This is a genomic window from Micromonospora sediminicola, from assembly GCF_900089585.1.
Classification (GTDB): domain Bacteria; phylum Actinomycetota; class Actinomycetes; order Mycobacteriales; family Micromonosporaceae; genus Micromonospora; species Micromonospora sediminicola.
Genome location: NZ_FLRH01000004.1, coordinates 719,104 through 733,565, shown reverse-complemented (window position 1 = coordinate 733,565; position 14,462 = coordinate 719,104). Strand labels below are relative to the sequence as shown.

The following is a 14,462-nucleotide window of genomic DNA, read 5'->3' as shown; positions in this document are numbered from 1 at the left end:
GCGGTCAGTAGCGGGCGAAGGAGCGGATCGGGGCGCGTGGGCCGTACTTCGGCGCCTGGATCCCGGCCGCCTCCAGCAGCACGCACACCCGACCCCGGTGCCCCCGGAACGGCTCCAGCAGCGCCAGCATCCGGGCGTCGTCGCCGCGCGGTTCCCCGGCCAGCGCCCAGGCCACCGTGTTCGGCACGTGGTAGTCGCCGACGCTGACCGCGTCCGGGTCCCCGTACGCGATCCGCACCACCTCGGCGGCGGTCCACGGGCCGATGCCGGGGACGGCGGTGAGCCGGCGGGTGGCCTCGGCCGCGTCGGCGCAGCGTTCGAGCCGGTCCGCGACGGCGGCGGCGCGGCGCAGCGTGTCCGCCCGCCGCTGCTCCACCCCGAACGGGTGGAAGACCCAGTACGGCGTGGCCGCCACCGCGGCCGGCTCGGGCGGCAGCAGCAGTGGTTGCAGCGGGCCGGGCGCCGCCTCGCGGAAGTGCCGCACGGTCGCCGCGTACGCCCGGTAGGCCTCCTTGCCGGTGACCTTCTGCTCGAACACCGCCCGCAGCAGCCGGGGGAAGACCTGGCCGGTGGCGGGCATCCGCAGCCCGTGGTGCTCGTGGGCCAGCCGGGCGACCAGCGGGTGCGCGGCGGCCAGCGCGGCGAACCCGGTCAGGTCGTCGCGCAGCCCGGCCACCCGGTCGGCCCGCTCGAGGACCCACGCCGCGCCCGGCCCGTACCCCTCGGCGACCAGGTCGCCGGCCTCCGGACGCAGCGCCAGGGTGGCCGGCCCGTCCGGGGTGCGGGTGGCCCACCAGAAGCTCCCGGCGGCGATCCGCGCGCACGGGTCGTACGGGCTGAAGGTCAGCGCGCGCACCGAGGCGGCCAGTCGGTAGCCGGCCGGAGGGCGCAGCGTCCGGCGGGCGGCGGGCGAGGTCACTACGCCACTCTGCCACGCGGCCCCGTCGTGACGGCCGACACCGCCGCGCGGGGCGCGGCGGTGCTCGTGCCGGAAGGCGGGGCGATGCCGGTACGCCCCACCTTCCGGGTCCACGACGGTGACCGGCCGCGCCCTCCCCGGCGGCGACCGGTCACCGTGACCAGGTGCGTCAGTACGAGTAGGTCGACCCGCCGCCCGAGTCGCCGCCGCCCGACGCCGGCGGGGCGACCGCCTTCGGCGTGCCGGTCGGCAGGCAGGTCAGGTTCTTCTTGCCGTTCGGGTCGACCACGAACCAGGTGCCACCGACGCCCTGACCCTTCCACTGGCCCGGCTTCTTGTCCCCGATGTAGCGGTAGACCGGCCAGCCCCCGATGGTGATCTGCCGGGTGCCGTCCTGCCGGGTGACCGTGCCGACCTTGTCGTCCGAGACGCCCTGCAGCTGCGGGTTGCCGTCGGTCAGCGCCGGCGGCCACACCTCGGCGCACTTGTCCACGCAGTTGGACTGCGGCGGGGTGGCCGTGTCCTTGTCGAACCGGTACAGCACCCAGCCGTCCTGGTCGGTGACGACCTTGCCCATCCGGGGCAGCTTCTTGCCGACCAGCTCGTCGGTGAGCTTCACGTCGGACGGGGGCGCCTGGTCGGCGGTGGGCTCCTCCGGTGCCGCCGACGCCTCCGGTTCGGCCGCCGCGGTCGGTTCGGCCGCGGCGACGGCCACCGGCTCCGCCGCGCCCGAGTTCGCGCCGTTGTAGCCCGCGGGGGCGCAGGCCGTCAGTGCGACCATCGCGCTCGCGACGATGACGGTCGTCCGCTTGTGGTGTGCCACGTGCCCTCCTCGATTCTGGCAGTTCGTCGAGTAGTACGGGCGGCGGCGCTGTCAAGGTTGAAGTCGAAAGGGTGGTCCATTTCACAGTGGACCGGTTGAACCGTTCCGCGCCGCCGCGCGTGCGGCACCGCGAGGGCCGGTGGCGGAAACGACGCGACGGCGCCGGGCGGCCAGGCCGCCCGGCGCCGTCGGCGCGGTCACCTCAGAGGTCGGAGACGGTCACCAGCGGGCTCGCCACCCCGTTGACGTCGACCGACTGCACCTGGACCTTCTCGATGTCGCCGAGCGGGGCCGAGGTGGACGCGCTCAGCTGCAGCGTGAGCGGGTTCTGGTTGGTGCCGTAGCCGTTGCCCGGCACCGACCAGGTGCTCACCACCTCACTGGTGGCGTTCTTGCGCCACACCACCAGCCGGCAGGTGCGCGGCCCGGGCAGGCGGCCGAGCTGCACCGCGATCTGCGTGCCGTACTCCTTCTTCGCCAGCCACATGGTGGTCTGCACGCCGGTGCCGGGGTCGGTCGCGCGGTGCTCGTCGCCCTCGATCTCCTTGTCGCCGCCGACGCCCGGGGCGTTCGGGTCGGCCGGACCGCTGCTCGGCGCCGAGGTCGGCACGGGCGGCGTCGGCTCGGCCTGCGGCACGGACGGCGAGTCGTCGCCGAGCATCCCGGCCGCGACACCGCTCAGGCCGCCGAACACCACCACGGCCGCCGCCGTGGCCAGCAACTGCCGGACCCGGGTACGCCGGCGGTCCCGTCGCACCGCGACCAGCGTCCGGTCCAGCAGCGCCGGGTCGGTGTGGGTCTGCTCCAACGCGGCCATCGCCTCGCCGTCGATGCCGGAGAGCAGCCCCACCACGGGGACCATCGTCTCCAGCTCCGCCGCGCACGCCCAGCAGGTGGCCAGGTGCTCCTCGAACCGCTCCGTGTCCTGCGGGTCCAGCACGCCGAGCGCGTACGCGGCGACGTCCATGTGGTCGGCCCGGCTCATTCCGTCACCCCCCTCTCCTGCAGAGCCGTGCGCAGCGCGCGCAGCGCGTAGTAGACCCGTGACTTCGCGGTGCCGAGCGGAAGGCCCAGCTCCTCGGCCGCCTCGGGCACGGTACGACCCCGGAAGTACGTCGCCACCAGGATCTCCCGGTGGGACTGGCTCAGCGTACGCAGCGCGTCCGCCACGGTCATCGTGCGCAACACCCGGTCGGTGCTGTCCGCCTCCGCGAACGCGGTCAGGTCCCGGTCGTACGTCTCCGCCGGCCGGGCCTGCTCGCTGCGGTGCTCGTCGATCGCGATCCGCCGGGCCACCGTCACCAGCCACGGCCGCAGCGAGCCCTGACCACCCTGCACGCCGAGGCGGTGCGCGTTGCGCCAGGCCCGCAGCAGCGTCTCCTGCACGATGTCCTCGGCGCGCTGCCGGTCCCCGCCGGTCAGCCGCATCACGAACATCAGCAGCGGCCCGGCGTGCTCCGCGTAGAGCAGCCGGATCAGCTGGTCCGAGTGGCTGGCCTCGGCGGAGGTCGCCTGGTGGCGTCCGGGGGCGGGTCGCGGCGGCACCGGGTCATTCTGGCGATCCGCGGGGCGGGCGTCGACCCCCCGTCCCGAGCGCGACGCGCGCGAGTGTGGCTGCGCCCGGGCGAACATCCACTCGGGCCTCGCCACCTCGCCGTGCCAGCCGGCCGCCACCGCATGCATGCAGACCTCCGGTGTCCAATGACATCAGCCGGCCCCCCACGGGCATGGCCGCCCGGTGATACGCAGCGACCCGCCGATCGGATCAACGATCGACCGAAAAAATTCCCGGCGGGGGCGGAGTGGAGTCGACGGCGTCCGCGTCGCGCACCACCGCGACACCGCCGGCGAACCGGTCCAGGTCCGCGCCGGCCACCACCCGACCGGGGAACCAGTCGCCGGCCGCGCGTCGGGTCAGCTCCGGCACCGGCGGCTCCACCCGGGACGCCACCAGCACCAGGTTGCCGTACCTCCGGCCGCGCAGCACCGCCGCGTCGGCCACCAGGCAGGCCCGGGGCAACACGGTACGCACGGTGGCGACCTGGCCACGGGCGTGCCGCAGCGGCGGCCCGTCGGCGATGTTCGCCAGGTAGCAGCCGTCGGGCGCGAGCACCCGGGCCACCTGCGCGGCGAACTCGACGGAGGTCAGGTGCGCCGGGGTGCGGGCGCCGGCGAACACGTCCGCCACGATCACGTCGTACGCCCCGTCCCGGCTGGACGTCAGCGTCGCGCGGGCGTCCGCCACCCGCACCTTCAGGCGGGGGTCGGACGGCCAGGGCAGGGCGCGGCGGACCAGGTCCACCAACGCGCCGTCCACCTCGGACACACGTTGCGTCGAGCCGGGCCGGGTGGCCTGCACGTACCGGGGCAGGGTGAGCGCGCCGCCGCCCAGGTGCAGCACCCGCAGCGGCGCGCCCGCCGGCGCCACCACGTCGAGCGCGGCGGCCAGTCGCCGGACGTACTCGAACTCCAGGTGGGTCGGGTCACCCAGGTCCACGTGGGACTGCGGCGCGCCGTCCAGCAGCAGCGTCCAGGAGCCCGGGCGGTCCCGGTCCGGCACCAGGTCGGCCCGGCCGGTGTCGACGTCGGCCACCACCCGGTCGTCGTCGCGTCGCCGGCCCATCAGCGCCGGATCCCGCGCGCCGCCGCGGTGAGCACCCGGTGCAGCAGCCGGGCGTCGCCGAGCATCCCGCGCAGCCGGCGCTCCAGCCCGGCGATCGGCACCAGGTTCTGCGGGGCGCGCGGGTCCTTGTACGGGGTGGACGCGAACCGGGGCAGCGTGACCAGCGACAGGTCGGCCAGCGCGACCGCCTCCGGGACGGTCAGGTCGGCCGAGCACTCCATCCGCACGATGCCCGCCCACGGTGCCCCGGCGGACACCGGCAGTCGCAGGTACCAGGACCAGCCGCCCCACGCCGTGCCCAGCCGGAACACCGGGCAGCGCTGGCCCGGCGCCAGCCCGGTCACCACCGCGGTGAGCCGGGCGTCCAGGTACTGGCTGTGCTGGGTCTTGATGTAGCCGAGCGTGCGCGGCAGGTTGCGCCGGCTGCGCAGCGGGCCGTCCACCACCAGCAGGTCGCCGTCGGTGCGGACCGCGTCCGAGACGGCCACCTCCAGCGCGGTGAGCGGGGCCTGCACCGCCGCGGGCAACTTGCTCAGCTCGCCGGTGCCGGAGACCCGGTGCACCGGGTAGCGGATCGCCCCGGCCACCACGTCCTGCGCCGACGGGCTGGCCGTGAACAGCCCTCGGCCCACCCGGGCGCCGGCCAGCTCGGCGGCGCCCCGGTCCAGGTCGCAGCGGACCACCCCGGCGGCGTACGAGGCGGCGATGCCGGGGAACGAGCCGCCGTCCTCCTCGGCGGTCCACACGCTGGCGTCGATCCGGCGCACGCCGTCGACCAGCAGCACCACGTCCGGCGCGCGCACGTCCGGGCGGGCGTCGATCGCCCGCCAGTCCGTCGCCGGCAGCTCGACCTCCGCGTCGACCTGGGCGCTGCTCGGCGCGGCCGGACCGGACCCACCCGCCGCCTCGAACGACGCGCCGTACGCCGGGTCCCACGTGTCGACGAAGAACTTCGGGGTCACAGGCCGGTCCGCTCGACGCGGGCCGTGCGCGCGTCCTTGCGGACCTCGAAGCGGACCGGGATCCGCTCCGCCAGGGCCGGCACGTGGGTGACCACACCCACCATCCGGTCACCCCGGGCGGCCAGGTTCTCCAGCGTGGCCGCGACCGTGTCCAGCGTCGCCGCGTCCAACGTGCCGAAGCCCTCGTCCAGGACGATGGACTCCAGGCTCGCGGCGCTCGTCGACATGCCGGCCAGTTGCTCCGACAGCGCCAGCGCCAGGGCCAGCGACGCCTGGAACGTCTCCCCGCCGGACAGCGTCCGCACGCCCCGGCGCAGCCCGGCGTCGTGATGGTCGACCACGAAGAACTCGCCCTTGTCGTGGACCAGGTCGTACTGCCCGCCGGACAGCTCCCGCAGGATCCGCGACGCGCCGTCGACCAGCAGGTCCAGCGCCTCGGTGAGCAGCCACCGCTCGAAGTTGTTGGCCCGCAGGTGCCCGGCGAGCGCGCGGGCCACCCGCGCCTGGCGCTCGTGGCCGGCCCGCTGCTCCCGCAGGTCGGCGGCCTGCTCGCGGCGCTCGTCGAGGCGGCGCAGCTCCGCCTCGGCCCGCTCCACGGCCACCGCCACGTCGCGCGGCGCGTCCTGCGGCGCGTCCAGCCCGGCGGCGGTGAACAACGCGGCGATCCCGTCGGCGACCTCGGTCGCGGCCCGCTGCGCCGCCTCCACCGAGTCGGCCAGCCCGTCGCGGTCCGCGCGCCGCGCCTGCGCCTGCTCACCCGCCCAGCCGGCCAGCGCTGCCCAGGCCGCCGCCACGTCGTCCCGGTCGGCGGCCGGCGGACCGAACCGGGCCAGCCCGTCGCGTACCGCGTCGAAGTCACGCCAGGCCCGACGCAGCCGCTCCTGCGCGGCGTCGAGTGCGCCCCGCGCCCGCCGGGCCGCCTCCCGGCCGGCCCGCACCGCACCGGCCGCCTCCTCCAACGCGGTCCGCAGCCGCGCGTGCTCGGCCAGCGACTCGCGCAGCCGCTCCGGCGCCGGCGCGTCCGCGAGCTGCTCGTCCAGCTCGGCCAGGCGCGCGCCGAGCTGGTCGTGCTGGGTCCGGGCACGCAGCAGCACCCGATCCAGATCACGCGCCGTGGTGTCGCGGTCCTGCACGACCCGCTTGGCCACCTCGCTCGCCGCCCGCGCCGCCTTGCCCGCCTCGATCGCCCGGCTCACCGCCGAACCCTTCGGCACCGCCGGCACCGTGGTGACCGTCTGCTCGCACACCGGGCACGGCGCGCCGCCGACCAGGTGCGCTCGCAGCGCCACCGCCTGGTCGGCGGCCTTCGCCTCCTCGTGCGCGCGGAACGCCGACTCCAGCTCCGTCTCGGCCCGCTGCGCGTCCGCCCGCGCCGCCGCCAGCGCCGCCACCGCCGCGTCGTGCTCGGTCCGCGCCGCGTCCACCGCCGCGCGGACCGTCGCCGCCTCCGCGGTCAGCCGGTCCCGGTCCGCGTACGCCTTCAGGTGCAGCCGCAGCGCGCTCTCGTCACCGGCGGCGGCCAGCTCCCCGCGCAGCTTCTCCTCGCGCTCCTCGGCCAGCCCGACCGCGGTTGCCGCCTCGTCGGCGGCGACCCGGGCCTGCGCCACCGCCCGCGCCAGCTCGGCGGTGCCCTCCGGCGGCCGCACCCCGGCCAGCACACCCAGCTCGGCGTCGAGGTCGGCCAGCGCCGCGGCCCGCTCACCCGCCGTGGCCCGGGCCTGCTCCCATTCGGGTACGGCGGCAGCGACCGCGGCGGCCAGCTCCCGCATCGCGTCCACCCGCTCCCGGGCGGCGGTCAGACTCTCGTCGTCGACGTCGGCGAGCCCGCCGAGCATCTTGTCGACCGCCTCCAGCTTCGCCTCGGCCTGCCCGGCGCGTTCGACCGCCTTCTTCTGGACCTCCTCGTAGACGCCCAGGCCCAGCAGGTTGACCAGGATCTGCTGACGGGTGGCCGGCTTGGCGTGCAGGAAGTCGGCGAACTGCCCCTGCGGCAGCACCACGCAGGAGGTGAACTGCTCGTACGGCAGCCCGACCGCGTCCAGCACCGCCTGCTCCATCTCGGCCGGGGTGCCGGCCACCACCTCGCCCAGGTCCTCCGGGCTGAGCCCGGTGTCGAGCTTGGTGACGTCGAACCCCGGCGGCATGAGCTGGAGCCCGGCGTTGGCCGTCTTCACCGTGCCCCGGCCGTCGCGACGGACCACCCGGGTGGCGACGTAACGGTCGCCGGCGGACTCGAAGACCAGCCGGACCCGCGCCTCGGTCGCCGACGGCGCCAGCGCGTTGGCCAGCCCTCGCGCGCCGCCCCAGCGGGGGACCGTGCCGTAGAGGGCGAAACAGATCGCGTCGAGCACCGTGGACTTGCCGGAGCCGGTCGGGCCGACCAGCGCGAAGAAGTCGGCGTCGGTGAAGTCGACGGTGGTCTCGTCGCGGAAGACGGTGAAGCCGGCCATGTCCAGTCGCATCGGCCGCATCAGTGGTCGACCTCCTCGAGCAGCTCGTCGAAGAGTTCCCGGACGTCCTCGTCGGCGTGCCCGCGGCTGCCCAGGTAGTCGGCGAACAGGTCGCGCGGCGAGCGGCCGGCCCGCTGGGCGGTGCGGGTGCCGCTGCCCGGCGTCGGCACCAGCTCCGGGTCGATCCGGATCTCCAGCGCCCGGGGCAGCAGCTCCTGCACCTCCTCGCGCAGCCCGGCCCGGGGCTGCTCCCGGACGTAGACGCGCAGCCAGCCCTCCGGCGGCTCGATCTCGGCGAGCTGGGCGAGGGTGCCGCGCACCGTGCGCAGCGGCACCGCGCCGGGCACCGGCACCTCCCGGATCCGGGCGGCCGTCGTCGCGGTCACCTCCACGATCGTCACCGAGCCGACGTTCTCCTGCTCACCGAAGTCGACAGCGAGCGGGCTGCCGCTGTAGCGGATCGGGCAGGGCCCGACGACCCGCTGCGAGCGGTGCAGGTGGCCCAGGGCCACGTAGTGCGCGTTGCCGGGGAACACGGTGGCCGGCACCGCGTAGCCGAGCACGGTGTGCGCGTCCCGCTCGCCACCGCCGGTGCTCGCCCCGACCACGGTGAGGTGGGCGGTGACCAGGTGCACCCGGTCCGGCTCGGTGAACCCCTCGGCCAGCTTGCCGAGCACCCGGCCGAGGTGGTCGGCGTAGGTCTGGTTGGCCTCGGCGGGGGTGAGCGAGTACATCTCCACCGCGCGGACGGCGTAGCGCTGGGACAGGAACGGCAGCGCGGCGACCTGCCACCGCTCGCCGTCGCGGGTCACCCCGTCGACGACGTGCTCGGCCGGGTTCTCCCGGACGCTGCCGCGCAGCGTGATGCCGGCGGCGTCGGCCCACGGCCGCAACGCGTCCAGCGCCGCGCCGTTGTCGTGGTTGCCGCCGATCACCACCACGTCGGCCCCGGTGCGCCGCAGCGCGGTCAGCGCCCGGGTCACCAGTCGGGTCGCCTCCGGCGTCGGCGCGGCGGTGTCGTAGAGGTCACCGGCGACGATGACCAGGTCGGGCCGCTCGTCCCGGGCGATGTCGATCACCTGGGCGAGGACCTGTGTGTGCTCCTCGGTCCGGGACTGCCCCTTCAGGACCTTGCCGACGTGCCAGTCCGAGGTGTGCAGGATCTTCATGGTGGGTGCCGCCTAGAACGGGATGTCGTCGTCGGAGGAGCCGGAACCGACCACCGCGAACGGGTCGGCGGCCTGGGTGATCGACCGTAGCGTCTCCGACGGCGCGCGGCCCGCCTCGGAGACCCGGGTGGCCCAGGCCGGGAACGGGAACTCCAGGCAGAGCGGCACCGGGATGTCGGGCTGGTTGACGAACATTGTGCCCGGCTTGGCCAGCAGCGCCCGCTGCCGCTGGGCGGGCGGGAGGAAGCCGTATTCCGGGCGGGACGCCTCGGCCGGGTCGAGCCGACCGACCACCCGGATCGCCGAGTTGGTGACGATCCGCCGCTCGACCTCGCTGGCGGTCTGCTGCGCGCCGACCAGGATCACGCCCAGCGAGCGGCCCCGCTCGGCGATGTCGAGCAGCACCTCCTTGATCGGTGACGAGCCCTCGCGCGGGGCGTACTTGTTCAGCTCGTCGAGCACGACGAAGAGCAACGGCTTGGCGGTGCCGGCCTTCTCCTTGCGCTCGAACTCACTCTTGAGCGTCACGCCGACCACGAAGCGCTGCGCGCGGTCCGGCAGGTTGTGCAGGTCGACCACGGTGACCTGGGCGCTCTCCGCGGTGTTGATCGAGTGCGGGCGGCGGGTGGCCAGATCGCCCCGGATCAGCCGGCCCAGGTCCTTCTTGCTGCCGATCAACCGGCGGGCGAACGCGTTGACGGTGCCCAGCCCGACCGCGCTGCCGGCCCAGTCGCCCCGGGTCTCGTCGTCGTTGAGCTGCTCGACCACGTGGTCGACCAGATCCGCGTAGGAGCCGAGCCGCACCCCGTCGATGCTCACCCCGCCGTCGGCCGGCTGGGCGTACCGGGCCAGGTGGGCGGCGACCGAGTGGACCACCATCGTGTACTGCTGGCGCTCGTCGTCGGCGTCGGCGAACACGTAGGGCAGCAGGCGGTCGGCGCAGAACTCGGTCAGCGTCCAGTAGAAGCTGTCCACCCCGGTGAGCCGGCTGCTCACGTCGGGGGTGCCGGAGGAGTCGCCGACCCGGGGCGGCGCGTAGACCCGCACGTCCGGGAACGCGCCGGCGTCGAGGCCGAGCTTCGCGTACGCCGCCCGGGTCGGGTCGTCGAGCCGGCTGTTCGGGTGGTCGAGGAAGAGCAGGTCCTCGCCCTTGACGTTGAAGATCAGCGCCTTGGCGTTGACCGCGTCGCCGCCGAGCACACCGGAGCGGAACACCGAGTAGAGCAGGAAGGTGGCGAAGCTGGTCTTGGTGGCGACACCGGAGATGCCGGAGATCGAGACGTGCGCGCCCCGGGTGCCGTCGAGGAAGTCGGCGTTGAGGTAGACCGGCACCCCGTCGCGGCCCATCCCCATCGGGATCCGCCGCTCCATCCGGTCGAAGTGCAGCGCCCGGGCCCGGGCGTCACCCTCGGCCCGGTGCACCACCGCGCCGGGGGTCGGCGGGACGTAGAACTCGGGGTCGACCCGGGTGGTGGTGACCTCGGCGGCCTCCTGCACCTGGGCCGGCAGCGTGCCGTCGGCGATGGCGAAGACGTCGGAGTCGAACTGCGCGCCCTCGTGCCGGGCGCGCACCTGGGTCACCACGCCGGCGATGGTCACCGGCTCGCGGTCGGGCAGCTCGCGGCGGGTCACCACCACGTCGTCGAGTTGCAGGTAGCTGCCGGGGGCGACGGCCGTCCAGAAGGTGAGCGGGGTGGCGTCGGCGGTGCCGAGCACCCGGCCGACCCCCTCGCCGGGCCCGTCGAGCTGGTCGTCGGTCATCGGCTGTCTCCGGTCGGCTGGTCGTACCGTTGGCGGTGCACGTCGTGCATCCTGCCCGAGGGATGCGACAGGTTGCCACGCGACGCGGCGGACGCCACGCCGGTCGTGCGCCCGGCGGTCGCCCCCCGGATCCGACCGACCACGGTGCGTGCCGTCTGGTCCGCCTCGGCGGCGTCCCGGGCGAACGGGCTCGACTGTTCTCCGCCCGGTCGGGTCGCTGCGGTGGCTACCCGCCCTGGACGTGCCCGGCCGCTCATCGACGTGGTCGACGGGGCCGCCTGCCACGGGTGGCGTTGGCCACGGAGGTCATCAGTTGCGGCGGTCCCGCCATGGCGACCACGTGCCCCGCAGGCGCCCGGGGCTGCGCCTGTCGAACCGCCCGGTCCGGGATTGCCGTTTCGTCGGCGAGAGGTTTCCGAACTTCGAGAAGAATGTCCCGCCTATTGGGAAGCGCGGAGATCTTGGTACGAAACGGCCCTCAGAGGGGCCCTTTCGTACCAAGATCTCGCCAGCCGCCAGCCGCCAGCCGCCAGCCGCCAGCCGCCAGCCGCCAGCCGCCAGCCGCCAGCCGCCAGCCGCCAGCCGCCAGCCGCCAGCCGCCAGCCGCCAGCCGGCGGAGGGCTGCTCAGGCGGCGGGTGCGGCCCCGGCGGGCGGCGGGTCGCCCGGGTCGCGGGCGTAGCGCAGCATCAGCGTGCCGTCGCCGGCGGCCAACACGTGGCGCAGCGGCAGGTGGCGCGGGACGCTGCCGTCCCCGGCGGTGATCCGCCCGGGCCCGGCGCCGGCGAGCAGCGGCGCCACGGTCAGGCACAGCTCGTCGACCAGGTCGGCCGCGGTGAGCGCGCCGAACAGGTGCGGGCCGCCCTCGCAGAGCACCTGCCCCAGCCCGCGACGGCGCAGCTCGGCCAGGCCGGCGGCCAGGTCGACGCGCTCGTCGCCGTACCGGAGCAGGTCGGCCACCTCGGTCAGTCCGGCCGGTGCCTCCGCGCCGGAGCGGGTGAGCACCAGCGGCCGGACCGGGGCGTCGGCGAAGCAGGCCTGGGCCGGGTCGAGGTCGAGCGACCCGGAGACCACCACCAGGGTGGGGAACTCGGCCAGCCCCCGCTCGCGACGCCAGGCCCGTCGCTCGGCGCTCAGCCGGACCGCGCGGTAGCCCTCGTGGCGCAGCGTGCCGGCGGCCACCAGGAGGCCGTCGCAGAGCATCCGCAGCAGCCCGAACACGCGCTTGTCCGGCTCGCCGGAGAGCCCGGCCGAGTAGCCCTCCAGGGTGACCGCTCCGTCCGCGCTGGCGACGAAGTTGACCCGCAGGCGCGGGTGGTCGGCGCGGCCGTAGAGCGCGGTGAGCTGTGGGTCGGTCAGCGCGCCGGTGACGGGTGCGGGCCAGATCCGTTCGATCGGGCTTCCGACGCTCATTCGCCGGCCGGACCGGTGACCGGAGGGGTGGGTTCGGCGGTACGGTGCTGGCAGTCGCACCACTTCCGGCCAGGACAGTCGTCGTGCCGCCGCTCCCGGCAGGCTCGGCAGATCATGCCGGCAGCCTATGCCGAGGAAGGATGGGACCGCGTGTCGCGTCAGATCTTCCAGCTGATGGTGTCGCTGGCCGGGGTCCGGCCGCGGGTGTGGCGGCGGGTGCTGGTGCCCGGCGGCTACACCCTGGACCGGCTGCACCGGGTGCTCCAGCACGCGATGGGCTGGCGCGACTGCCACCTGCACTCGTTCGACGTCGACGGGCGGCAGTACGGCGAGCCCGATCCGGACGGCGAGCTGGCGCTGCGCGACGAGTTGGACGTCCGGCTGGACGCGGTGGTGGGCAAGGGCGACCGGTTCCGCTACACCTACGACTTCGGCGACTGGTGGGAGCACGACCTGGTGGTGGAGGACGTCTGCGCCGCCGACCCGGACGAGCGTTACCCGCTGTGCCTGGACGGCGAGCGGGCCTGCCCGCCGGAGGACGTGGGCGGCCCGGGCGGATACGCCGTCCTGCTGGCCGCGCTCGCCGACCCGGCGCACCCCGAGCACGCGGCCATGCGCGAATGGGCCGGTCCGGCGTTCGACCCGGCCGGGTTCGACCCGGACCGCGCGACCGTCCTGCTGCGCCGCTGCTGCTGACCGCGCGCCCCCTGGGATTCCCGTCCCGGGAGATGGCGCGGTAACGAAATGGGAACGCTCCCACCGGTCTATTGACACCCCTGACACCTGCCGGCAATCTCATGGGAGCGCTCCCGAGAGTGGCGTCGGTCTCATCCCTGCCTCCTCCGGTTCGCGCGACACGCACCCCCCACCACACAGATATCGCCTCACCACCGAAAGAGGGGTCTCGGATGAGCGTCCCAATCCGCCGTCGGCAGCTCGCGGCCATCGCGCTCGCGTCCGCCATGGTGCTCGCCACCGCCACCGCCTGCGGCAGCGACGACGACTCGTCGGGCAGCGGCGACAGCAGCGGTCCGGTGACCCTGGTCGTCGACGTCTTCGGCGACCAGGGCTTCGGCTACGAAGAGCTGTACAAGCAGTACGAAGCCGACCACCCGAACGTCAAGATCCAGGAGCGCGGCAAGGGTCTCGGCCTGGGTGACTACAACACCCGCCTGACCCAGCAGATCACCGCCGGGTCGGGCGCCGGCGACGTGGTGGCCCTGGAGGAGGGCACCATCGTCCAGTTCTACGCGCAGGCCGACAAGTTCGTGAACCTCGCCGACCACGGCGCGAACGACCTCAAGGGCAACTTCCTGCCGTGGAAGTGGGAGCAGGGCACCACCCCCGACGGCAAGGTGCTGGGCCTCGGCACCGACGTCGGCTCGATGGCGCTGTGCTACCGCAGCGACCTGTTCAAGGCCGCCGGCCTGCCCACCGACCGCGAGCAGGTCGGCGCGCTCTGGCCCACCTGGGACCAGTTCATCGCCACCGGCCAGAAGTTCGCCGCCGCCGACAAGAAGCACAAGTTCGTCGACTCGGCGACCAACTTCTACAACGTGGTGCTGATGCAGATCGCGGGCCAGGGCACCGGCTACACGTACTACGACAAGAGCAACAAGATGGTCATCGACCAGAACCCGGACGTGCAGGCGGCCTACCAGCTGACCACCAAGATGATCGCCGCCGGGCTGTCGAACAACCTGCAGTCCTTCTCCAACGAGTGGAACGCCGGGTTCAAGAACGGCACCTTCGCCACCATCGCCTGCCCGGCGTGGATGACCGGTGTCATCAAGGGCCAGGCCGGTGACGCGGCGGCCGGCAAGTGGGACGTCGCCAAGGCCCCGGGCAACGGCGGCAACTGGGGCGGTTCGTTCCTCGGCGTGCCGAAGTCGAGCAAGCACCAGAAGGAGGCCGCCGAGCTGGCCAAGTTCCTGACCAGCGCGCAGGGCCAGATCGGCGCGTTCAAGGCGGTCGGCAACCTGCCGTCGAACCCGCAGGCGCTGACCGACCCGGCCGTGGCCGACTCGACCAACGACTACTTCAGCAAGGCCCCGGTCGGCAAGATCTTCGCCGCCGGCGCCACCGACCTGAAGCCGGTCTACCTCGGCCCGAAGAACAACGCGGTCCGCACCGCCGTGGAGAACACGCTGCGCGCCGTCGAGCAGGGCAAGTCGGCCGACGAGCAGTGGCAGGCGGCCCTGAAGAACGGTGCGGCCGCCGGTAAGTGACCCGGCTGAGCCGCCCGCGGGTGGCGCCGGCAGCCCCGCGCTGCCGGCGCCACCCGCGGTGCCCGCAGAGCCCGGCGTCGCCCGTGTGGCGGGTGACGCCGGCCGAGGAGAAGGAC

General features: G+C 74.6%; 12 protein-coding genes. 2 read left to right on the top strand and 10 right to left on the bottom strand.

The features are described 5' to 3' along the window. Positions 1-4: 4 nt before the first annotated feature. From GA0070622_RS24885 to GA0070622_RS24835, 10 genes are all read right to left on the bottom strand, one after another. On the bottom strand, positions 5-919 hold the full coding sequence (locus GA0070622_RS24885; protein ID WP_091579346.1) for a DNA-3-methyladenine glycosylase family protein: 915 nt from the start codon (positions 917-919) through the stop codon (positions 5-7). Positions 920-1,088: 169 nt separating this feature from the next. Continuing rightward, positions 1,089-1,742, bottom strand: coding sequence for a hypothetical protein (locus tag GA0070622_RS24880; RefSeq protein ID WP_091579342.1), 654 nt, complete (start codon positions 1,740-1,742; stop codon positions 1,089-1,091). Between the two features lie 202 nt (positions 1,743-1,944). Next, the gene (locus tag GA0070622_RS24875) at positions 1,945-2,727 is read right to left on the bottom strand and encodes an anti-sigma factor family protein (RefSeq protein ID WP_091579337.1); all 783 of its coding nucleotides are present in this window, start codon (positions 2,725-2,727) and stop codon (positions 1,945-1,947) included. Next, complete coding sequence (locus GA0070622_RS24870; protein WP_091579334.1) at positions 2,724-3,425, bottom strand: sigma-70 family RNA polymerase sigma factor; 702 nt, start codon at positions 3,423-3,425, stop codon at positions 2,724-2,726. Before GA0070622_RS24870 ends, GA0070622_RS24875 begins: the two co-directional genes overlap by 4 nt. A gap of 82 nt (positions 3,426-3,507) precedes the next feature. Further along, positions 3,508-4,365: a spermidine synthase gene (locus GA0070622_RS24865; protein ID WP_091579331.1), complete on the bottom strand. Its 858-nt coding sequence runs from the start codon at positions 4,363-4,365 to the stop codon at positions 3,508-3,510. Beyond that, complete coding sequence (locus GA0070622_RS24860; RefSeq protein WP_091579328.1) at positions 4,365-5,327, bottom strand: hypothetical protein; 963 nt, start codon at positions 5,325-5,327, stop codon at positions 4,365-4,367. Before GA0070622_RS24860 ends, GA0070622_RS24865 begins: the two co-directional genes overlap by 1 nt. Beyond that, positions 5,324-7,798 (bottom strand): AAA family ATPase, encoded by a 2,475-nt coding sequence (locus GA0070622_RS24855; protein WP_091579324.1) that lies wholly within the window; start codon positions 7,796-7,798, stop codon positions 5,324-5,326. Before GA0070622_RS24855 ends, GA0070622_RS24860 begins: the two co-directional genes overlap by 4 nt. Then, complete coding sequence (locus tag GA0070622_RS24850; RefSeq protein ID WP_091579320.1) at positions 7,798-8,946, bottom strand: exonuclease SbcCD subunit D; 1,149 nt, start codon at positions 8,944-8,946, stop codon at positions 7,798-7,800. Before GA0070622_RS24850 ends, GA0070622_RS24855 begins: the two co-directional genes overlap by 1 nt. Before the next feature lie 12 nt (positions 8,947-8,958). Then, the gene (locus GA0070622_RS24845; protein ID WP_091579317.1) at positions 8,959-10,707 is read right to left on the bottom strand and encodes an ATP-binding protein; all 1,749 of its coding nucleotides are present in this window, start codon (positions 10,705-10,707) and stop codon (positions 8,959-8,961) included. A gap of 625 nt (positions 10,708-11,332) precedes the next feature. Beyond that, positions 11,333-12,118, bottom strand: coding sequence for a pyrimidine reductase family protein (locus tag GA0070622_RS24835; protein ID WP_091579314.1), 786 nt, complete (start codon positions 12,116-12,118; stop codon positions 11,333-11,335). Positions 12,119-12,268: 150 nt separating this feature from the next. Here GA0070622_RS24835 and GA0070622_RS24830 point away from each other — a divergent pair, with 150 nt between their 5' ends. Together GA0070622_RS24830 and GA0070622_RS24825 are read left to right on the top strand one after the other, a co-directional pair. Next, on the top strand, positions 12,269-12,814 hold the full coding sequence (locus GA0070622_RS24830) for a plasmid pRiA4b ORF-3 family protein (protein ID WP_176558829.1): 546 nt from the start codon (positions 12,269-12,271) through the stop codon (positions 12,812-12,814). A 212-nt stretch (positions 12,815-13,026) separates the two neighbouring features. Further along, positions 13,027-14,346, top strand: coding sequence for an ABC transporter substrate-binding protein (locus tag GA0070622_RS24825; protein ID WP_091579307.1), 1,320 nt, complete (start codon positions 13,027-13,029; stop codon positions 14,344-14,346). Positions 14,347-14,462: the final 116 nt, after the last annotated feature.

Bases quoted from the DNA above. Each gene is read 5' to 3' on its own strand.
- GA0070622_RS24875 (WP_091579337.1), bottom strand. From the start codon at position 2,727: ATGAGCCGGGCCGACCACATGGACGTCGCCGCGTACGCGCTCGGCGTG.
- GA0070622_RS24870 (WP_091579334.1), bottom strand. From the start codon at position 3,425: ATGCATGCGGTGGCGGCCGGCTGGCACGGCGAGGTGGCGAGGCCCGAG.
- GA0070622_RS24865 (WP_091579331.1), bottom strand. From the start codon at position 4,365: ATGGGCCGGCGACGCGACGACGACCGGGTGGTGGCCGACGTCGACACC.
- GA0070622_RS24855 (WP_091579324.1), bottom strand. From the start codon at position 7,798: ATGCGGCCGATGCGACTGGACATGGCCGGCTTCACCGTCTTCCGCGAC.
- GA0070622_RS24850 (WP_091579320.1), bottom strand. From the start codon at position 8,946: ATGAAGATCCTGCACACCTCGGACTGGCACGTCGGCAAGGTCCTGAAG.
- GA0070622_RS24845 (WP_091579317.1), bottom strand. From the start codon at position 10,707: ATGACCGACGACCAGCTCGACGGGCCCGGCGAGGGGGTCGGCCGGGTG.
- GA0070622_RS24835 (WP_091579314.1), bottom strand. From the start codon at position 12,118: ATGAGCGTCGGAAGCCCGATCGAACGGATCTGGCCCGCACCCGTCACC.
- GA0070622_RS24825 (WP_091579307.1), top strand. From the start codon at position 13,027: ATGAGCGTCCCAATCCGCCGTCGGCAGCTCGCGGCCATCGCGCTCGCG.